This is a genomic window from Halobellus inordinatus, assembly GCF_024464655.1.
GTDB lineage: Archaea > Halobacteriota > Halobacteria > Halobacteriales > Haloferacaceae > Haloquadratum > Haloquadratum inordinatus.
Genome location: NZ_JANHAV010000001.1, coordinates 174,375 through 194,612, shown reverse-complemented (window position 1 = coordinate 194,612; position 20,238 = coordinate 174,375). Strand labels below are relative to the sequence as shown.

At 67.5% G+C, this 20,238-nt stretch carries 19 protein-coding genes; 6 read left to right on the top strand and 13 right to left on the bottom strand.

Features of this window, described 5'->3' with window-relative positions; translation table 11 throughout:
* Positions 1-11: 11 nt before the first annotated feature.
* Complete coding sequence (locus tag NO347_RS00960) at positions 12-2,375, bottom strand: type II/IV secretion system ATPase subunit (protein ID WP_256287859.1); 2,364 nt, start codon at positions 2,373-2,375, stop codon at positions 12-14.
* 203 nt (positions 2,376-2,578) lie between these two features.
* Between NO347_RS00960 and NO347_RS00955 the strand changes: the two genes are divergently transcribed.
* Positions 2,579-3,586: a terpene synthase family protein gene (locus tag NO347_RS00955; RefSeq protein WP_256287858.1), complete on the top strand. Its 1,008-nt coding sequence runs from the start codon at positions 2,579-2,581 to the stop codon at positions 3,584-3,586.
* Positions 3,587-3,597: 11 nt separating this feature from the next.
* On the opposite strand, the gene NO347_RS00950 is transcribed toward NO347_RS00955, so the two are convergent.
* The 6 genes from NO347_RS00950 to NO347_RS00925 form a co-directional block, all read right to left on the bottom strand.
* The gene (locus NO347_RS00950; protein ID WP_256287857.1) at positions 3,598-4,335 is read right to left on the bottom strand and encodes a DUF8116 family protein; all 738 of its coding nucleotides are present in this window, start codon (positions 4,333-4,335) and stop codon (positions 3,598-3,600) included.
* Between the two features lie 62 nt (positions 4,336-4,397).
* Positions 4,398-4,970, bottom strand: coding sequence for a DUF8054 family protein (locus tag NO347_RS00945; RefSeq protein WP_256287856.1), 573 nt, complete (start codon positions 4,968-4,970; stop codon positions 4,398-4,400).
* Positions 4,971-4,972: 2 nt separating this feature from the next.
* On the bottom strand, positions 4,973-5,746 hold the full coding sequence (locus NO347_RS00940; RefSeq protein WP_256287855.1) for a nucleotide-binding protein: 774 nt from the start codon (positions 5,744-5,746) through the stop codon (positions 4,973-4,975).
* A gap of 69 nt (positions 5,747-5,815) precedes the next feature.
* Positions 5,816-7,501: a cobyric acid synthase gene (locus NO347_RS00935; RefSeq protein WP_256287854.1), complete on the bottom strand. Its 1,686-nt coding sequence runs from the start codon at positions 7,499-7,501 to the stop codon at positions 5,816-5,818.
* A complete protein-coding gene (locus NO347_RS00930; RefSeq protein WP_256287853.1) occupies positions 7,501-8,205 on the bottom strand; it encodes a cob(I)yrinic acid a,c-diamide adenosyltransferase in 705 nt (234 codons plus the stop codon). Before NO347_RS00930 ends, NO347_RS00935 begins: the two co-directional genes overlap by 1 nt.
* Before the next feature lie 181 nt (positions 8,206-8,386).
* Positions 8,387-9,382 carry a glutathione S-transferase family protein gene (locus NO347_RS00925; RefSeq protein ID WP_256287852.1) on the bottom strand — a complete coding sequence of 332 codons (996 nt, stop codon included), beginning with the start codon at positions 9,380-9,382 and terminating at the stop codon, positions 8,387-8,389.
* A gap of 201 nt (positions 9,383-9,583) precedes the next feature.
* Between NO347_RS00925 and NO347_RS00920 the strand changes: the two genes are divergently transcribed.
* Positions 9,584-10,510 (top strand): sulfide-dependent adenosine diphosphate thiazole synthase, encoded by a 927-nt coding sequence (locus tag NO347_RS00920; protein ID WP_256287851.1) that lies wholly within the window; start codon positions 9,584-9,586, stop codon positions 10,508-10,510.
* A 102-nt stretch (positions 10,511-10,612) separates the two neighbouring features.
* Here NO347_RS00920 and NO347_RS00915 read toward each other — a convergent pair whose 3' ends face one another.
* Together NO347_RS00915 and dcd are read right to left on the bottom strand one after the other, a co-directional pair.
* On the bottom strand, positions 10,613-11,533 hold the full coding sequence (locus NO347_RS00915) for a thiamine-phosphate synthase family protein (protein WP_256287850.1): 921 nt from the start codon (positions 11,531-11,533) through the stop codon (positions 10,613-10,615).
* Entirely contained in the window at positions 11,530-12,120 is a 591-nt protein-coding gene (gene dcd / locus NO347_RS00910) for a dCTP deaminase (protein ID WP_256287849.1), read from the bottom strand. The genes NO347_RS00915 and dcd overlap by 4 nt, the downstream gene beginning before the upstream one ends.
* Positions 12,121-12,319: 199 nt before the next feature.
* Between dcd and pth2 the strand changes: the two genes are divergently transcribed.
* From pth2 to NO347_RS00890, 4 genes are all read left to right on the top strand, one after another.
* Positions 12,320-12,658 (top strand): peptidyl-tRNA hydrolase Pth2, encoded by a 339-nt coding sequence (gene pth2, locus NO347_RS00905; protein ID WP_256287848.1) that lies wholly within the window; start codon positions 12,320-12,322, stop codon positions 12,656-12,658.
* A 77-nt stretch (positions 12,659-12,735) separates the two neighbouring features.
* Positions 12,736-13,818, top strand: coding sequence for a sensor histidine kinase (locus tag NO347_RS00900; protein ID WP_256287847.1), 1,083 nt, complete (start codon positions 12,736-12,738; stop codon positions 13,816-13,818).
* A gap of 57 nt (positions 13,819-13,875) precedes the next feature.
* Positions 13,876-15,285, top strand: a complete 1,410-nt coding sequence (gene truD, locus NO347_RS00895; protein WP_256287846.1) for a tRNA pseudouridine(13) synthase TruD — start codon at positions 13,876-13,878, stop codon at positions 15,283-15,285.
* A 110-nt stretch (positions 15,286-15,395) separates the two neighbouring features.
* A complete protein-coding gene (locus tag NO347_RS00890; RefSeq protein WP_121568896.1) occupies positions 15,396-16,121 on the top strand; it encodes a DUF2103 domain-containing protein in 726 nt (241 codons plus the stop codon).
* Positions 16,122-16,145: 24 nt separating this feature from the next.
* Here the strand turns inward: NO347_RS00890 and NO347_RS00885 are convergent, their stop codons facing one another.
* From NO347_RS00885 to aspS, 4 genes are all read right to left on the bottom strand, one after another.
* Entirely contained in the window at positions 16,146-16,907 is a 762-nt protein-coding gene (locus NO347_RS00885) for a 4-phosphopantoate--beta-alanine ligase (RefSeq protein WP_256287845.1), read from the bottom strand.
* 111 nt (positions 16,908-17,018) lie between these two features.
* A complete protein-coding gene (locus NO347_RS00880) occupies positions 17,019-17,873 on the bottom strand; it encodes a pantoate kinase (RefSeq protein ID WP_256287844.1) in 855 nt (284 codons plus the stop codon).
* A gap of 393 nt (positions 17,874-18,266) precedes the next feature.
* Complete coding sequence (locus tag NO347_RS00875) at positions 18,267-18,473, bottom strand: cold-shock protein (RefSeq protein ID WP_004978121.1); 207 nt, start codon at positions 18,471-18,473, stop codon at positions 18,267-18,269.
* Between the two features lie 258 nt (positions 18,474-18,731).
* Complete coding sequence (gene aspS / locus NO347_RS00870; RefSeq protein WP_256287843.1) at positions 18,732-20,036, bottom strand: aspartate--tRNA(Asn) ligase; 1,305 nt, start codon at positions 20,034-20,036, stop codon at positions 18,732-18,734.
* Between the last annotated feature and the right edge of the window lie 202 nt (positions 20,037-20,238).

Below are 20,238 nucleotides of genomic sequence, written 5' to 3'. Positions count from 1 at the left end.
GTCGCCCCCGCTCACGGCTTCCGTCCTCCAGGCCGATCGCGGGTCCGCACCGCAGCGTCGTCTGCGGTTCCAGTCTCGCGCTCGGACGGCGACGACTCGGTATCGGGCTCGGCAGTCTGGTGTGCACGCTGCCGCCGAACTCGCTCGACGGTCGCGGCCTCGTCAGTCCGGAGATCCGAGAGGAACCCGAACAGCCGGTCGACGTCGGTCACGTCCTCCTGGAGGAGATACTCGACGTAGCCGCGCTTCCGACGGAACTCGCGTTCGATCGTCTCGACGTCCTGGTCGGTCGCGTCGGCGATGCGGTGGAACACGCGGAGCGCGCGGCGGTGCGTCTCGCCCGCGGTAGCGGCATTGTCGCCGCCGAGCGACGGATGATCGTAGGCCATCGCGAACGACCCGTCGGTCTCCCGCCAGAGGATCGTGTTGTAGTAGAGGTTCGTCCCGTCCTTCTCGACGACGCCCGTCCGCGCGGACGCGGGCAGTTCCTCGTACTCGGATTCCGAAAGGAGTTCGACGACCGAGCCGACGTACCGCTCGCCGTCGACGCGGCGGGGGAAGACGACCAAGTCGAGTTCGCGCAGGAGATACACGGGCAGTCCCTGCTCGACGACGCGGTTCACCAGCGTCTCGATGTCTTCGGCGTGTGTGGTGCCGACGACGCCGTGGCCGGTGTTCAGCACTTCGGCGAAGGTTTCGAACGACTCCGGGGTGTTGACCTCGGCGATGACTTCCACGTCGGGGTTCAGATAGTTCGCTTCGGTCATCAGATCCGCCATCGAGACGCGCTTGTACTCGTTCTCGTGGTCGCGCGTCGTCAGCGACACGCCGGTCTCGTGGGGGAGATACACCTCGCGAGACCCCTCGTCGATGCTGATCGGGCGGTGGTCGTACGGAATGAAGGGCATATGGGCGTTCATCAGCGTCGTCTTGCCGGCCCCGGTCGGTCCCGAAAAGAGGACGACGCGGTGGTGTTCATACAGGAGCCAAAGCAGCGTCACCAGCTCCGTCGGAATCGACCCGAAGCCGACGAGGTCGATCGGCGTCAGCGGCGACGACGCCTGTTTGCGGATCGAGACGTGCGGTCCGTCTTCGGAGATGACCGGGAGCGCGACGGCACACCGGATGGTCTCGCCGTGACCGGTGGCGTCGGGTGCGACTCCCTCGGGGCGGAGGTTCACCTTCGCGGAGGGCTGGCTCGCGCTGAGTTCAACGCCGTCGGCCGCCGCCAGTTGGGTGACGACGTTGACGAAGCTAGTCTCGTCCTCGAAGGCGAGGTTCGTGGGGACGCGTTCGCCCGCTCGGACGACGTCAGCCCGCGGAACGACCTTCACGCGCTCGCCGACCCGATTGGCTTCGACGTCTTCGAGATGCGGGTCGCGGATCGGGACCGTGAGGACGCCCTCGCCGACGTAGTCGCGGAGGACGTAGTAGACAAGGTCGTCGAGGCGGTCCTGGGCGTACCGGCGGTCGACCGGCGGCACGCCGAGCCCGTACGCTGCCAGCGCGTTGCGGGCGCGGTACCGCGTCGCTTCGAGCCACGCGCGGGTGTTGCGCGCGGTGAGGCGGCGCGAGAGGAACTGTCTGGCGCGGTCGCGAATGAATGCCGTCCGATCTTCGACGACTTCGTCGACGTTGGCTTCCCAGATGCGCTCTTTGCACTCGGCGACGAGTGCTTCGTCACCCGGGAGGAGGTCGGGTTCGAGCACCGCGTACTTCGCCTCGAAGCGGTCGCTACCGAGGAGCCGGTCCCGGTGGACGACGACGTCGATGTCGAACCCCGCAAAGGAGACGGTGTAGTGGCGGAGTCGCTCGCCGGCGACCCGCGTCGCGAACTCGGCGTCCGCGCGGAACGGCGTGACCGCGGGTGCGTAGTTGTCGGTGTGAACGACGAGCGCACCGTCGGTCTCGCCTTCGACGTCGACGACGTCGACGCGGTCGTCGAGCGCTATCGGCGTCACGGGGCCAAGCAGGCGCAATTCGCAGGTCGCATAGTAGTCGAGGCGGCGGCGGATGGCGGGTGCGACGTCGAGAAGCCGATCGAGGACGCGCCGGTACTTCGGCGGCAACCCCGCGGCCGCTCGCTCGGCAGTTCCCTGACGAGTGAGCGGCCGGCGGACGTCCACGCCCGAAAAGTAATCTAGCACTGACACGAGCGCGCGTTCGGAGTCGGCTCCAAGGGCCGGCTCTCGAATCTGATACGAGAAGCCGACACCGTCGGGGCCGTCGCGGATCGTCGTGACGACGCCGGGCGTGATCTCGTACTGTGCGCGAACTGTCGGTGCGTACCACGCGTCGGTGCTGTCCGGTGGTTCTGGCGCCGGAACGACCGGCGCGCCAGGGACTGTGGCGTCCCGTTGCGCGGCCGAAGTCATCCCGCCTCCACGGGGACGCGTCGATCATACATTACCGTCGCTTCTTCCCCGTTCGTATATAAACGCTCGCGGCAGTTATCTCGGGCGATAATCGAAGGACTGCGTCGAGGTCATAGTCGTTTTCAATTGACAGTAAACACATCACTTATTCTGGTCGACGGAAACCAGGAATCATCGGAGCGATCGAAGACCCCGCCGCGACTGTGGTTGCATCGATCGACGGCGACAGAGCCGCAGCGCTCCTCGAGTCGATCGCGGATCACGAACTACCGCCGGCGCTCGGCGACCTCGTTTCGGAGTATCAGTCCTTCGAGGCGGCCCGGCCCGCGTTCATCTGGAAGTGGGTCCACCACCTCGCGCCGGCGAACACGATGCCCTTCGTCGACGAAACTCACCACGAGCGCGTCGCCACGAACAAGACGATGCTCGTGTTGTTCGTCACCATCCTCGACGACCTCCTGGAGAAGTACCGCGACTACGAGACGTTCGACGCGATCGTCAGTCTGGCTCGGGCGGGAGATCGCCTCGACGGGGGAGACGGAGTCGGTGTCGAAGCCCGCTCGGACGCGGTCGACGACGAGTACGTCGCGTTCGCGGCGCGCGTGTGGGAGACGCTCGTCTCCCGCCTCGAACGGGGGCCGAAGTTCCAGCAGTACGTCCCGCGGTTCCGGTTCGACGTGCGACAGATCGTCACAGCGATCGAGTACAGCACCCTCGTCATCGAGCGCCCAGAGCAGGCGACAGTCCACGATCTCCGGCGGTACGAGACGCACAATATGGGAATGCACAGTTACCTCGACATCGACCTGATGCACGCCTCGGCCGACCTCGCCCGGGCGACGGCAGACCTTCGGGCGGCGGTCGACGCCGCCCAGCAAATGGCGCGGATCGGCAACTGGGTCAGCACCTGGGAGCGTGAGGTGTTAGAAGGCGACGTCAGTTCCGGAGTCGTCGTCGCCGCGCTCGAACGCGGAGTCGTCCACCCAGAGGATCTCCCGAATCCCGACGATCCGGACGCCGAAGCGGCGGCACGCGTCATCGACCGGATCGACGACCACGACCTCGAATCGGAGTTCCTCGACGAGTGGAACGTGCAGTATCGACGGCTCGAAACCCTCCGCGATCGGATCGACGCCGTGGACCTGGGTCCGTTCGTCGAAGGGACCAAAGAGGTCCTGCGCTATCATCTCGCGAGCCGCGGTTTCAAGTGACTGCGCTGCTCTCAAGCACCACTGAACCGCTCGCGCTCGCGGCGACACACCCGCTCCCAGAGCGTGAAGAGCGAACTCCCGAGGCCGTATCGCTCGTCGATAGTGCGTACCCACTCGTCGTCGGTAAAGAGCAGGTACTGAAGTCGTCGGACCGTGGGATCGAGGTCTTCCATCGCGAGGTCACCGACGTAGTAGCCGACAGTCTGATCGCGCGCCTCGGCGATCAGTTCCGGGGGCACGCCGATGCCGCACTCGGTCGCGACGTAGTCGAACCACTCCAGATGCAGGATGGCGTCGGCAAACGCGAACCGATCGGCGAAGCCCGAGACGGATTCGATCGCGGGGGACCCGCGGGAGACGACGTCGTCGGGGCGGCTGAACCGCGGCAGCGAGAGGTGATCGATCGTCGCGGCGTACTGGTCGGCGACGCGCCTGAGTCGCCAGTCGGCGTAGGCCGTCGGCGCAGTCAGTGAGAGTTCGTACCACACGGGCGTCCACTCCAAGAAGGGGAGCCCGAACGCGGCGTCGGCGTAGAGGTCCGCGGCGATCAGGCGATTGACCGCGGGCGCGACGTCCGCGCCGGTTCGGTTCGCCCGCATCGCCGTCTCCGCTTCGTCGATGAAGCCCGAGAGGTCGCCAGTGTGAAACCCCATTCCGTCGGCGACACGCAGGAGATACTCTCCCCCGGGCCGGAACCAGTCGGCGAAGTCCGACGCCGTCCGCGCGCGCAACAGCGAGAAGACGCTCACACGACCCCTAGGAGGTCCGTTGGTATATATAGTCGCGTTTGACAGCGCACGGCATCTGTCCGTTATCCTGACGAGTCCGGCGGTTCCTCACCGTCGAGTTGCTCCGCCAGACCCCACTCAGCGGCCCGCGCTTGCGCCTCCGCGCGCGCCTCGTCGCGAATCGCGTCGATGCGGTCGGCGTCGGCGAGAAACGCTTCGACCGCACTCGCTCCCGCGGCGTCGGCTAGCCGATCCTCGGGCGCGGCGTCGCGCGTTCGGTCGACGAGCGTCTCGTCGTCCGCGAGGACGTCGGCCGGCGCGGAAGGGGCGACTCGGAGTTCCTCGACCCGATGGGCTGCCGCCAGCGCGTCGGCCGCGAGTTCGTACACCTCGGCGTGGAACAGGTCGCCGGTGAGCGCGTCGAGCGCGGCGCGGCCGCCCGCGTCGCTCGCGGAGTGGTACGCCAGCACGGGGACGCCCGCCTCGAACGTGAGGACCGCCCGCTCGTCGTTCCCGAAGAGGATGGACCCCTGTGGCTCGAAGACGACGTAGCCGGTGAGTTCGCAGTCGAGCACCCCGGCGAGCGTTTCACCGATGTCAGCGTCGGTCCGCGAGCGGCAGAGTTCGCCCTCGGGAATGTGGCCGTCGGCCACCATCGTCAGAGGCGGTCCGGGACGACGGCACTCCGGAAGCGGTCCGCGACGACCGCGGCGTCGCCCGCCCGGACGTCGAGATTCCCGGCGGCCTCGTGGAAGGCGTCGGCCGCGGGATCAGTCGGCGCGTGCGCGAGGAGTGGTTCGCCGGCCCGCCGCGCGGCCCGCACCGCGTCGCTCTCGGGGACGCTCGCCAGCGCCGTCCCACCGAAGTAGCGCGCGGCCTGCTCCGAAATCGTCTCGACGTCTTCGTCGGGGCGGACGCGGTTGAAGAGCACGCCCGCCGTCTCGGTGCCGTACGAGCGGGCGTACTCCTGCACCTTCAGCCCGTCTGAGAGCGAGGGCACCGTCGGCTGGAGGACGACGACGACGCGATCGGCGAGAACAACCGGCAACACGGCGCTTTTCGAGCCGAGCGCCGCGGGCGAATCGAGCAGGAGGACGTCGGTGTCGGCTGCGAGTTCGGCGACGACGTCCCGAAGGTTACCCGGATCGGCGGCCTCGAACGCCGTGAGACTCGTTCCGCAGGGGACGACCGACATTCCGAACCGGTCGTAGACGGCGTCCTCGACCGCGACGTCGCGATCGGAGACCAGGAGGTCGTGCAGTGTCACGTCGGCGTCGTCGAGTCCCGCGTGAAAGAGGAGATTCGCCATCCCGGTGTCGGCGTCGATGACCGTGACGTCGTACCGCTCGGCGAGCGCCATCCCGAGCGCCAGCGTGCTCGTCGTCTTTCCGGTGCCGCCTTTCCCGCTCGCGACGGCGAACGCCTCGACCATACCCGAACCTCGCGGTACCCGCTGAAAAGTCTTCGAGTCCGATTCTCGGCTGTGATTCCGTGACGGCGCTCAGGTGGATCGTGTCACATCGGACACGAGGGCGTCCAGCGGGAGCGGGTCGACGAGGTCGGCGGCGCGCTCGTAAGCGGTTGCGTCGGTCGCGCCGGTGCCGGCGGTGTCGGTTCGCGCGCCGTCCGTCGGCCGTGATATCCCCGCGGACTCGAAGACCGCGTCGACGAACGCCTCGCGGGCGGTCTCGTTCTCGAAGAGGCCGTGGAGGTACGTCCCGAGTGCGTTGCCCGACGCCGCCCCGAGCGTCACCGGCTCGCGGTCCGCTGTCGAGAACGGCGTCTCGGTCGGCGTCGAGCGTGCGAGGGGTTCGTCGATCGCCCGCGTCTCGCCCGCGTGGATCTCGTATCCCGCGACGGCGCCCGAGGCGCCGGCGAGCGGTCCCGTTCCGTCCAGCGTCCACGAGACGGGGGCGACGCGCTTCCGTCGCGAGAACGTCGTCTCCACTGCCAGCAGGCCGAGTCCGGGGAGTTCCGCGTCCCCCGCGTCGCCCGCACTCTCCACGTCGGCGTCGACGAGGCGCTCGCCGAGGAGTTGGTAGCCGCCGCAGAGGCCGACGACGGGGCCCTCGTAGTCCCGCAGGCGCTCGTGGAAGCCGGCCTCGCGGAGCGTCCGGAGGTCGTCGGTCGTGTTCTTCGTCCCGGTCAGGACGACCGCGTCGGCGTCCGCGAGCGGCGCGTCGAGAGGAACGAACGCGACGCGGACGCCCGGAACGGCCGCGAGCGGATCGACGTCGGCCGTGTTCGACGCCCGTGGGAGTCGGGGGACAGCGACGGTGACGCTCTGGGCCTCGGGAACGCCGTCGTCGTCGCCGCGGACCGACCGCTCGCCGACGGCCGGCAGCGAGACGCTGTCCTCGTCGGGAAGGCCGGGGTCGTCGTACGGGAGCACCGCGAGAACTGGCACGCCGGTTCGCGCTTCGATCTCCTCGATACCGGGGTCGAGCAGCGAGCGGTCGCCGCGGAACTTCGTGATCGCGACGCCGACGACGCGGTCGCGCACGTCGTCTGGCAGCAGTTCGAGCGTGCCCAGACTAGACGCGAACACGCCGCCGCGCTCGATGTCGGCGACGAGCAGGACGGTGGCGTCGGCGAATCGCGCCGTCTCGACGTTCGCTAGGTCCCGGTCGTGGAAGTTCACCTCCGCAATCGAGCCCGCGCCCTCGGCGACGACGACGTCGTGATCGGCCGCGAGGCGCGCGTGCGCCGCTTCGGCCGCCCGACGGGCATCGTCCCAGTGCTCGGCGTAGTAGTCGCCCGCGGCGTAGTGGCCGACCGCGACCCCGTCGACGACGAGTTGGGATTCGCCTCCGCCGCGCGGCTTCAAGAGGACGGGGTTGTGGTCGGTCGTCGGCCGGACGCCGGCCGCGCGGGACTGGACGTACTGGGAGACGCCGATCTCGCCGAATGCCGGGCTGTAATCGGTCTCGGTGGCGGGGCCGGAGTCGAAGCGGGGGTCGGAGCCGCCGGCCTCACGAGTCCGCACCGCGCTCGGACGGACGACCGCCCGCGCCTCGTTGCTCATATTCTGCGCCTTGAACGGCGCGACGTCGACGCCGGCGTCAGCGAGACGGCGACAGAGACCGGCGGCCACCGTGCTCTTGCCGACGTGACTGGCCGTCCCCGCGACGAGAATCGTCTCGGCGGCACCGCTGTCGTCGCCGCCCGCTCCGACGTCGTCGGCCATCAGTACTCGGTGCCTTTCCGGGCGCGAACGCCCGCGTCGAAGGGGTGTTTCACCTTTCGCACTTCGGTCACGAGATCGGCGGCGTCGAGCAGGTAGGTCGGCTCCGAGTGGCTCCCGGTGAGGACGAGTTCGAGGTTATCGGGTTTCTCGTCGATTAGATCGAGCACGTCGGCCTCCTCGAGGAGGTCCTGCTCGACGGCGTAGAGGATCTCGTCGAGGACGAGCAGGTGAACGCCGTCCGTGGGGTCGCCGTCGAGATCGAGCGGGGCCGTCAGGTCAGCGTCGGCCGCGCCGTCGACGATTTCCGCCGTTCGTTCGAGCGCGCCGCGGGCCTTCGCGTGGTGCTCGTCGTCGTCGGAGCCGTCGAGCAGGCCGTGCCAGCCGTAGTGACCCGTGTTCTCGTAGGAGATGCCGGGGACGGCCGCGATTGCGTTGTACTCGCCGCGGACGCCTTCGACCGAGTCGGCGCCGCCCTTCAGGAACTGGAGGAGGTGGACGCGGTAGCCGTGGCCGGCCGCGCGGAAGGCCATCCCGAGCGACGCCGTCGTCTTGCCCTTGCCGTCGCCCCACCACGCCTGTACCAGGCCGAACTCCGCGGGGGCCGCGGGTTCGATGTCGGTCGCGGACGGGCGGACGCCGCCGCCCGGCGTCTGGCGTCGGGTCTCGGCTGGCGTCCCTGCGGTCGCGTCGTCGCTGTCAGTCATACGCGAGGAGAGGGAGGGGTCGGACAAGAAGGCGACGCGTTGATCCGGGCGAGCGTCGCGGTGGGGGTCGGTCAGTCGCCCGGCCGCTGAGAAACCGTGCTCATAGGGATTCTCGTAACTGTTCGGAGAGTCACGCCGTATCGTCCGGCGAGAAGTCTATGGAGACGTACGATAGTCCCTATCAGTCGTCGGCGACGGCAGCGTCGGCCCGGAGTTCCGACGGAAGGTCGGCGGGCAGCCGATCGCGGTCGTGCGGCTCCGAGAAGTCGATGTCGGGGCCGGACGGGACGAGTCGCTTCGGGTTCACGTCGTCGTGGCTCATATAGTAGTGCCGCGTGATGTGATCGAGTTTCACCGTCTCGGCGACGCCCGGGAACTGGTAGATCTCCTTCGTGTAGTTCCAGAGATTCGGGTACTCGTGGATCGCCCGGCGGTTGCACTTGAAGTGGGTGTGATAGACGTGGTCGAACCGAATCAGCGTCGCGAACATCGCGATGTCGGCCTCGGTGAACACGTCGCCGGCGAGGAAGCGCTGCTCGTCGAGGACGGCCTCCCAGCGGTCGAGCGCGTCGAAGAGGTCCTCGATCGCCGCCTCGTGGGCCGCCTGCGTGTCGGCGAACCCGGCGCGGTAGACGCCGTTGTTGATCGGGTCGTAAATCTCGTCGATGGCCTGATCGACCGCGTCGCGATAGCCCTCGGGCCAGAGATCGACACCGTTGGCGTCGTCGAACTCGGTGTCGAGCATCCGCATAATCTCGCGGGATTCGTTGTTGACGATGGTCTCGCGCTCGCGATCCCAGAGGACGGGAACGGTCACGCGGCCGGTGTAGTCTGAGTCCGCGCGCGTGTAGATGTCGCGGAGGTAGTCCTCGCCGTAGACCGGATCGGGGTACTCCTCGGAGAACTCCCAGCCGTCCTCGTAACGGACGGGCTCGACGATCGACAGCGAGATGTCGTCTTCCAGCCCGAGCAGGCGGCGGGCCATCGCCACGCGGTGGGCCCACGGACAGGCACGGGAGATGTAGACGTGATACCGACCCGACTCGGCGGGGTATTCGGCGTCCGGATCGTCCTGAATCCAGTCGCGGAACGTCGTCTCCTGTCGGTCGAACTCCCCGTCCTCGTTCGTAGCCTGGTAGGCGTCGGTCCGCCACTCACCGTCGACGAGCATATTCATCGGCGGACACCTCCGCGCGCCGCTGTAGAACGTGTAAGCGTCGAAGATCCGTTCATTGTGTCTGGACGAGGTGGCGTAGCCGTGTAAGTCGTTCGGCCAGCGAACGCCTCCCGCGGACGGCAATGAGCGTCACGAGCGGGGCGACGCCGCGCTCGGCCCGTCATCGAAACGTCTTAGTAGTAAGTAATATCACTAGGTGGTATGCCGGAGTTCACCGGATTCACAGACGTAAGCGAAGCGCAGGTAACGCGAGCGATCGCCAGCGACTGGAGCGAAGAGTTCCTCGATCGGGTCGACACCGACGTCATCATCGTCGGCGGCGGTCCCTCGGGACTCGTCACGGCGAAGGAACTGGCCGAGCGCGGCGTCGACGTGACCATCGTCGAGAAGAACAACTACCTCGGCGGCGGCTTCTGGCTCGGCGGGTTCCTGATGAACAAGGTGACGGTGCGCGACCCCGCGCAGTCGGTGCTGGACGAACTGGGCGTCCCCTACGAGGAGTCCGACGAAGCGCCCGGTCTGTACGTCGCCGACGGACCGCACGCCGTCTCGGCACTCATCGAGGCCGCCTGCGACGCTGGCGCGGCGATCCAGAATATGACCGAGTTCACCGACGTCGTCGTCCGCGAGGGCGACCGCGTCGGCGGCGTCGTCCTCAACTGGACGCCGGTCCACGCGCTCCCTCGCGAACTCACCTGCGTCGACCCCGTCGCGGTCGAGTCCGACCTCGTCGTCGACGCCACCGGCCACGAGGCCGTCGTCATCTCGAAGCTCGCAGAGCGGGACGTCCTGGACGCGCCGGGCATCGAACACGCGAGCGAGCACAACACGGGAATGGACGCGACCGGCGACGACGAGTACGGCGCACCCGGTCACGACTCCCCCGGCCACGACTCGATGTGGGTGAGCAAATCCGAGGATCAGGTCGTCGAACACACCGGCGTGGTCCATCCGGGGGTCGTCGCCACCGGAATGGCCGTCGCCACCGTCGACGGACTGCCCCGAATGGGTCCGACGTTCGGCGCGATGCTCCTCTCGGGCAAGCGTGGCGCGCAAGCGTGTCTCGACGAACTAGAGCGCGACGCCGCCCCCGTCGACTTCGCGCCGGCCGCGCCCGCGGACGACTGATACTGTTGGACAGAACGATGTGAAAATCATCGGCACCCCGTGGGTGCCAATATGATTCACGAACTGCTGTCCGGCAGTATGAGTCTCGCGAACGGAGATGGCCTACTGCTCGGGACGAAGAAGCGTCTTGACCGCCGTGACGACCGCGTCGGCGTCGGGACCCAGCACGTAGGTGATCGGCTCGATGCCGTACCCGCCGGTCTGATAGCAGACGAACGTCTCCGAGAGCGTCTCGGGGCCGCGTTCTTCGACCGACTCCCGGATCGGGTCGGTCGGCGCGTCGGGGTCGAACTCCACCGTGTCGTAGCCCGCGGCGTCGAGGTCGGCGACGAGCTGGGAGTCGTAGCGGACGTTGATCGCCGCGCGGACGTCGCAGCCAGCCGCACGCGCCGAGAGGAGCACCGACGCAACGTGCTCGCTGACGCCGAACTCGGGATCGCTCGGGACCGTCGCGCGCCCCTTCACGTCGAAAATGCGGCCGGGGACGCCCGCGACGTCGTCGACGGTCGACGCGTCGGGGAGGCACTCGACGAGGTTCGATCCGACGTTCGGGATGAGTCCCGCGAAGCCGCTCGCGTTAGTGAGTCGGCGGAGCGCCTGCCGGACCGACGACCGCACCTGCTCGCTCGTACGGAGCCCGCTTTCGGGGTCGTGAATCCGCACGTAGCCGTCGTAGTCGGCCAGTTCCGGCATCGCTTCTTCGTGCAGGCGAGCGAGCAGGTCGCCCTCCTCCAACTGGCGGACGAGCACTTCGGCCTCGACGAGAGCCTGCACCCGGCTCATATCGCCCGTCGCGAGCCCGTCGGCGACGCGCTCGACGAGGTCGACGACGCGGTCGTCTTCGAGCACTTCTTCTCGGCGGCTGATCTCGCCGTGGGCGTACTTCGAGACGGCCGACTGGCTGATCCCGAGTGCCTCGGCGACTTCGTGTTGGGTCAGGCCGCGGTCGCGGAGTTCCTCGGCGAGCATCGAGCGGAACGTCGGGAGGAACTCCTCGACGACGACCTCCTCGATGAATCTCATTCTCGGTCTCCGGTGAACTCGGGGTCGTCACCGATCCGCGAGGCCTGCGGCCCCTCCTGTCCCTGGTACTTCGAGCCGCGTTCGGCGCCGTAGGGGCGGGCCGCGGGCTGTGTGAGCTCCGTAAACACGAGCTGTGAGACGCGCATCCCCGGCGTGAGCGCGACCGGGGCAGTACCGAGATTCGAGAGTTCGAGCGTGATCTGACCCTCGTAGCCCGGGTCGACGATCCCGGCCGTCGCGTGGATCACGATCGCGAGCCGACCGAGCGAGGATCGGCCCTCGACTGTCGCGAGGAGGTCCGGCGGGATCTCGACGCGCTCTTTGGTCGTCCCGAGGACGAAGTCGCCGGGGTGGAGGATGAACTCCTCTCCCTCGGGGACCCGCGTCTCGGTCACGTACTCGGAGACTTCGGCCTCACGGTTCGGGTGGATGCACGAGATGTTGGTCCGCTGGAACTCCAGGAACTCCTCGCCGAGCCGCAGATCCAGGCTCGCCGGCTGAACCTGCATATCGAGGTCGTCGATGGGGTCGACGACCAAATCCCCAGTTTCTAAGCGAGCCAGGATGTCGTCGTCCGAGAGTATCATCGTCAGAACGAGCGTGAGCGAGGGACGTAAAGTCATCCTTCCGAGAGAGCCAGCCGAGCGGAGTGACGGCCAATAGGGATTATCGTAACTGTTCGGAGAGTCTCGCCGTACTGTCCGGCCAGAAATCTATGCGGATTACGATAATCCCTACAAGCGGACAAAGCGAGGACATATACCACGTCGCGCGCCACCCTCGCGTATGAAGCAAGCCATCGTCGCCCGGACGGATCTCGGAATGGGCCGCGGCAAGCTCGCGGCGCAGGTCGCGCACGCCTCGCTGTCGGCCTACGAAGACACCGACGAGCGGACCAGAAAGCGGTGGAAAGGCGAAGGCCAGAAGAAAGTCGTGCTCAAAGTCGACAGCGAACCGGAACTGTTCCGCCTCGCCGACGAGGCCGAACGCCTGGGCCTCCCGCACGCCGTCGTCAGAGACGCCGGGCACACCCAGTTAGATCCCGGAACGGTGACCTGTCTGGCCGTCGGCCCCGCCCGCGAAGAAGACGTCGACCGAGTCACCGGCGACCTCTCGCTGTACTGATCGAGAGGGGGCGAACGACCATCGATGGGATCGAACGGCCAAACGACTTACCACAGATCCGTGCGGAGAGACAGAAGATGAGCGAGTTCGCGGGTCCGAGTGCCGATAGCTTACTCTTGGAGGTCGTCGACGATCTCGGAGACGCCGTGATCGCTCGCGACGCGGGAAGCGGCGAGGTCGTCGCTGTCAACGGCACCGTCGAGGAGTTGTTCGGCTACCCGCCGGCAGCCTTCCGCGAACTCGGGATCGACGAGTGCGCCGTGTCCCCAGCGCAGGCGCAGGACGCACGGACGGGGGCCGAGCGAACGGCCCGCGAGACGGGGTCGGGGACGTATCGCTGGGAGGTCGAGCGGCGCGACGGAACGACGTTCTGGGCGGAGTCGACTGTCTCGCCGACGACTGTCGGCGAACGGGAGTGCTTCGTGAGCGTCGTTCGCGACGTGAGCGAACAGACCGAGCGCGAGCGCGAACTCGAACGCTTCGCCGAGATCCTGACACACGACCTCCGGAACCCGCTGAACGCGGCGCAGGCGCAGGTGGGGATTCTCCGCGGCGAGGTCTGCGGCGGCGAGGAGTTCTTAGACCGTCTCGAACGTGTCCACGGTCGGATGGCAGACATCGTCGACGACGTGCGAACGCTCGTCAGCCACGGCGACCGCGTCGAAAATCCCGTCCAGGTCGATCTGAATCAGGTCGTCGACGGCGCCTGGGAAGCCGTCGTCGGTGGGAGAGGCGGCCGCAGCGCGCACGGGAACGCCCGGGGCGCGCCGACACTCGTCGTCGAAGACGACCTCGGAACCGTGACGGCCGACGAGAGCCGGATCGGCAGACTCTTCGAGAACCTCTTCGAGAACGCCGTCCGGCACGCGACCGGCGACAGCGGCGTCACCGTGACGGTGTCGACCACGCCGGGGGGGCGCGGAATCGTCGTCGCCGACGACGGCCCAGGCATCGTCGCGGACGACCGAGAGCGCGTCTTCGATTACGGGTACACCACCGCCGACCGCGGGACGGGCTTCGGCCTGAATATCGTCTCGGCTGTGGCCGACTCCCACGGATGGGATATCGACGTCCGCGAGGCCGACTCTGGGGGCGCGCGCTTCGAGATCACCGGAATGTGGGACGACCCCGTCCGGCGGGGCGACGCCGCGCGCGAGTAAGACGAAGGCCGAACCGGAGCGGCCTTACCCCCAGAGCGGGAACCCGGTGACGACCAGATGCGCGAGGCACACCCGCTCGAACGGCGCGTCGGCATCGAGTACTACTTCAGCGACGCCGACGGGACCGGCGGCCGCCTGCGGACGACGCCCGAGGACTTCCGCGTCCGCGAACTGGAGACGATGGAACCCGAACCGCTCGCGGCCGACGCGGGCGACTATCCGCACCTGCTCGTCCGCGCGGAGCTCCGGCAGTGGGACACGAACGACTTCGCCCACCGGCTCTCGAACGCGCTCGGGATCAGCCGCGAGCGGGTCTCGTGGGCGGGCACGAAGGACAAACACGCGGTCACGACGCAACTATTCACGCTCTCGGACGTCGATCCCGACGACCTGCCCGAGATCGACGACGCGGACGTCGAGGTGCTCGGCCGGATCGGCCGAACGCTCCACTTCGGCGATCTCGCGGGCAACGCCTTCGAGATCAGCGTTCGCGACGCCGACGTCACGCCCGTCGAGGAGATCACCGCCGAACTGCACGCGCGGCTTCACGAGGCGGCAGACGAGCGTCGGCGCAGCGTCGCCGACGTGTTCACCGAGGCCGACGGCTGCGTCGACGTCGCGGTCCCGAACTACTTCGGCCACCAGCGCTTCGGCAGCCGCCGTCCTGTCACCCACGAGGTCGGCCTGTGCGTCGCCCGCGGCGAGTGGCGCGAGGCCGTCCTGACGTACGTCGGCAATCCGTTCGATGCCGAACCGGAGGCGACGCAGGCCGCGCGGGCGTTCGTCGACGAGCAGGCCGCGACGACCGATCCCGACTGGCAGGCGGCGCTCGATCGAATGCCCGGCGCACTCCGGTTCGAGCGTGCGATGCTGCACCGGCTGCACGAAGACGGCGACGAGACCGCAGAAGACTGGCGACACGCGCTCGAAGCCGTCCCCCAGAACCTTCAGCGCCTGTTCGTCAACGCCGCGCAGTCGTACGCGTTCAACCGGATCGTCAGCGAGCGGCTCTCGCGTGGGCTCCCGCTCTCGGAACCGGTCGCGGGCGACGTCGTCTGCTTCGCCGACACCGACGCGCCCGAGGGGCTCTATCGGCCGGACACGGACCGAACGCAGACGGCGACCGAGCGACGCGTGGACGTGATGCGCCGCCACTGCGAGCGCGGCCGGGCGTTCGTGACGGCGCCGCTCGTCGGCACCGAAACCGACCTCGCAGAGGGCGAACCCGGCGATGTCGAGCGCGCAGTCCTCGATGATCTGGGCCTCGAACCGTCCGACTTCGATCTGCCCGGCGAGTTCCACTCGACGGGGACGCGCCGAGCGGTCCTCCTTCGGACGTGCGTCGACGTAGACACCGACCTCGAGGACAGCGAGGACACCTACGACCTGTCGTTTTCGCTGCCGTCGGGGTCGTACGCGACGGTGCTTCTCCGGGAGTACCTGAAGACGAGTCCGACGGAGTTGTGAGCGCGAATTGTGGATGTACGCCCGCTGCGGCGTCATTTTCGGACATATGCGTACAGCCAAGCCAGTGACTCGATAGCCGCGCTTTTATTTTTCCGTCGTCTTCCACCGCTATGGACTGCCGGCGGTGCGGGACGCCCCTCGAACGCCCCGGGGACTACTGTCTGGTCTGCAACACGGCCAACTGCGACGCCGTCGTCGTCGCGTTCGAGCGCGACCGCGCGGAACTGACGATGCTCGACGGCGAGGAGATCGTCGGTCGCACGACGCTGACGACGGTCCCCGAAGACGACCCCGAAGCCGAGGTCGTCGAACTTCGGAACTTCGCGGGGCGCGTCGCCGACGAGATCCGCCGGAAGCGTCCCGAGACCGTCTTTGCAGCGGGCGACCGCGACGTACTGCGGGAAGCCCGCGCGCAGTTGCACCACGAGTTCTACCGCGTCGCAGCCGACGACCCAGTCGAGCGCGTCCTCGACCGCCGCGGCGAACGGTCGCTGGAAGTCGTCGAGACGCCGCCGCGAGAGAAACTCGGCGGGTCGCACTCGACGCTCATCGGCGGGCGCCGCGGTCGCAAGGCGATCGGCGTCGTCGCCAACCACCCGCACGTGAAGAAGATCGTGCCCGGCCCGATCGACGCCGGCGGAACCGGGTCGCGGACGGGGCTCAGAGCGAAAGTTACGCGCGCCGACGACAACGGCAACGTCCGACTTCTACTCCGGGACGGTTCCAGCGTCCAGGAGAACCGTATCGTGACGACCGCGATGGACAGAGAGACGGGCGAGTTCGTCCGCGACGACCTCAACGACGCGCTTACCGACGCCGAGTTGCGAGAACAGTAGCGGTCCGAGAGTGCTGTGCGACGCTCACTCGAGCGTGCCGGAGCGAATCGCGTCCTCGGCGGCCGCGAGAGCGCGCTCGCGGTCGAACTCGCGCACGATCGTCTCCAGCTTCTCCCGTGAGGCCTCCTGTAGCGTCCGCGCGTGTTCGGTGATGTTCGGTACCGCGCGGAGGATGTTGTCGATGATCGGCACCGTCGCAGTCTGTGCCGAACGCGACAGCGGGTTCAGGTCGATCACGATCTCTCGTTTCCCCATCTCGGCGAGCGCTTCGGCCCGATCTCCGTCTTCGAGCGGCACGAGCACGACGTCGGCCGATCCGATTCCGTCGGCGTCGACTTTCGCGCGCTCGTGATCGAGCCCGGGGATCCGGGCGTCGGCGGTGAGCCCCTTGATCTCGACGCCCGCCTCGGCCGCGTCGTGCTCGCGGAGGTGTTCGACGATGGCCTGCATCCGCTCGTCCGTCCGGTTGAACAGATTGACCTCGATGTCGGCCCCGACCACCGACGCCAGTTCGATCATCTCGCCGGGGACGAGCGCGGCGGCGTTGCCGTTGACCGAGAGGACCGGATGATCCGCGAGAAGCAGCAACGCGGCGGCGGCGCGCTCGGCTCGATCGGCCGACTGCGTCGTCTGCTCGCCGAGCAAGTAGTCGAACGCCTCGCCGCGGCCCTCCGCGATGAGGCCCTGCTTGCTCGTGATTCCCTTCTCTACGCCCGCTTCGATGCGGTGTCGCGTGAGCAGCGACTCGTATCGGGGGTGGCTCTCCGGGACGTCGATCTCGCTCATACCCCGATATTTACGGGGCAAACAAAAAGCGAGCCGATTCGGCGAGCAGCCACAACAGCCGTCACGCATCGATCGCGGACCGTCGGCGGCAACGTCAGGTGTCAGGTTCGCTCAGGCGTCGCGTGCGCCCTGCGCGCGGAGCGTCGCCCCCGCGGCGTGGACGGAACAGACCTCGGGGTCGTAACCCGCCGCCGAGAGGTCCCCTCCGAACGCGAATACGGTGTCACCCAGCATCGCCATCGCCGCGTCGCCGCCCGCGGCGCGAACGGCCGCGATGGCGTCGGCGACGTGGTCAGTCAGGAGGTCGGCCTCGCGAGCGAAGCGGCGCGACAGGGAGACGAGACGGTCAGGGGTGGGCCGCTCGCGGAGGTCCGCGAGCGCACGCTCTCCCGCAGCCGTCAGCGCGCGGGTGTCACCCGAGAGGACTTCCTCTGTGGAAACCGAGCCGAACGAGAGGTACTCGACGCGCGGGCTGGCCGGGACGCCGTCGAGCCGGCCGTGTTCGGGCGCGCCCGGTTCGAGCCGGATCGGGAGTCCGCCGCGGGCCTGCGCGACCACGTCGCCGAGGCCCGTCCCCGCCTCGACTTCCGCGCGGTGGGCGACGGCGACGAGGGCGTTCTCGGTCCGGCGACAGTCGTACGCCGCGTTGACCGCGTAGGCGGTTCCGAGCGCCATCGCACCGGAGACGCCGAAGCCGGCTCCGAGCGGGAGGGGCGTCTCGGCGGTCACGGCCGCGCCGGTCGCGCCGAGTGCGTCGAGCACGGCGTCGACGGCGTCAACGGTGAGCACCTCGCCGTTGAGCGTCACGTCCGAGGCTCCGGCGTCGCGTTCGATCCGCACCTCGACGCCGTGTGAGAGGGTGATGCCCGCACCGCGCGAGCCCGCAACTAACGGGTCCTCGTCCGGGTGCGCGCTGAAAAACCCCGTGACGTGCCCGGGAACGAACGCCGTCGCCTCGTCGGTCATCGTGCGTCGGTTGCGCACGCGCCGTTAAATCGGGCGCGGTTTCGGCGGGGGTTGCGTCGCCACAGCCGACGTCACGATACTGCGGCCTATGAGGGCGTCATAAGCGACTTTCCACCCGAGAAAAGGAACCGCTCACGCAGCGTGTACAGATATATAGTAGCGTTTGCAAGTCTTCACGCACCTAATCGCACGCGGTCGTGCGATTGGCTGTGTAATCAGTTGCAAACGCTACTATAGCGTTCGCTCGGAGCCTGTAGTCGTCTGATAGGGATTATCGTAACTATTCGGAGATTCTCGCCGTACCGTCCGGCGAGAAATCTATGAGGACGTACGATAATCCCTATGAAAATCGAGATGGTGTCTGTCGCTGTGAGCGACAGGTGTGTCTCGGTATTACTGTCGAACGACGTTCGCTGCGCGAGGCCCCTTGGGCGAGGACTCGATGTCGAATTCGACCTCAGTACCTTCCGTGAGGTCTTCGCCGCCGACATCCTCCATATGGAAGAAAACGTCTTCGTCGTCGTCGAGGTCGCCGTCGTCAGTCGAGATGAAACCGTAGCCGCCAGTGTCGTTGAAGAAATCAACCTTACCGTGTGCCATTGCAACCAAACCGATGGTCGTGTGAGGGATAACCCTTCCGAGGGTCGAGGTACCACGACCCCTCATTAGAGACGCCTTCGCTCTAGGGGCTCAGGCGCTGGCGGTCTCGCGGGAACAGGGCGATCCGGAAGGAATCGCTTGCCCCCGCGATAGTGTCGCGTCGTCGCTTACGGCGACAGACGCTGGCGGTCTCGCGGGAACAGCGAAAGCTCACTTCGCTCGCTTTTCTGGCTCCCGCTCGACAGCGACGCCTTCGCTCTAGGGACTCAGGCGCTGGCGGTCTCGCGGGAACAGCACAGCTTCTCGGATGTTGTCCAGCCCGAGCATCGTCATCACGAGACGCTCGCCGCCGAGACCCCAGCCGGCGTGCGGCGGCATCCCGTATTTGAACATCTTCGTGTAGTACTCGAACTGGTCGGGATCGAGGCCCTGCTGCTCGAAGCCGGCGACGAGGTGATCGTAGCGGTGTTCACGCTGCCCGCCGGAGACGAGTTCCATCCGCGGGTGCATCATATCGAACCCCGTCGAGAGCTGCTCGTCGTCGTCGTGGTCCTTGATGTAGAACGGCTTGATCTCGCTGGGCCAGTCGGTGATGAAGTAGTGCTCGCCGACGTCCTCGCCGAGCGCGCGCTCGCCCTCGGTCGGGAGGTCGTCGCCCCAGACGAGCTGTTCGTCGAGTTCGCCCGTCGCGTTGATCCGCTCGATGGCCTCCTCGTAGGTGAGCCGCGGGAAGTCGCCCTCGGGCACCTCGAACTCCTCGTCGAGACCGAGCAGTTCGAGCTGACGCTGGCAGTTCTCTGCGACGCCCTCGTAGGCGCTCTTGACGACGTGTTCGCAGGCGTCCATCGCCTCCGTGTGATCGACGAACGCCGACTCGAAGTCGATCGAGGTCGCCTCGTTGAGGTGCCGCGGCGTGTTGTGCTCTTCGGCGCGGAAGATCGGACCGATCTCGAAGACGCGTTCGAGGCCGGAGCCGACCATCAGCTGCTTGAACAGCTGCGGCGACTGGTTCATAAAGGCCTCCTCGCCGAAGTAGGTGATCGGGAACAGCTCGGTGCCGCCTTCGGTCCCGGTCGCGACGATCTTCGGCGTGTTGATCTCCGTACAACCGATGTCGCGGAAGGCGTCGCGGACAGAGCGGAGGATCTCCGCGCGGATCTCGAAGATCGCTTTCACTTCCTCCTTGCGGAGGTCGAGCGTTCGGTTGTCGAGCCGCGTCGAGAGTTCGGCGTCGACCTTTCCGGAGGGGTCGAGCGGCAGTTCGGTGTCGGACTCCGCGAGCACCTCGATGCTCTCGGGGATGATCTCGACGTCGGTCGGCGCGCGCGGCTCCTCTTTCACCGAGCCGGTGACGGTGATGACGCTCTCCCGAGAGACGTCGAGCCCGGTCTCGACGAGATCTGCGTCCATCGAGTCCTCTTCGAGTTTGATCTGAATCTTCCCTGACTTGTCTCGGAGGATCAGGAAGGCGATCCCGCCGAGGTCACGGACCTCGTGGACCCAGCCGGCGACAGTGACCTCGTCGCCAGGCTCGGCGTCGGCCGTGAAGGTTCTGCCTTGCATACTCCGTGTTACCGACCGCCCGGTCTTAAAAACGGTCGGTTCGGACCCGAAGTGTGTCGTTCCCGCACGGAACTGCGAGCGGTGAGCGCGGCTCAAGCGACCGGCCGTCCGGGTGGACGCAAAAGTGAAGGCGAATGCGAGGCCGAAGACGGCGACGAAAACAGCGCGGGAGAGCGGCGAAAATAGCGGACGGGAGGTGAAG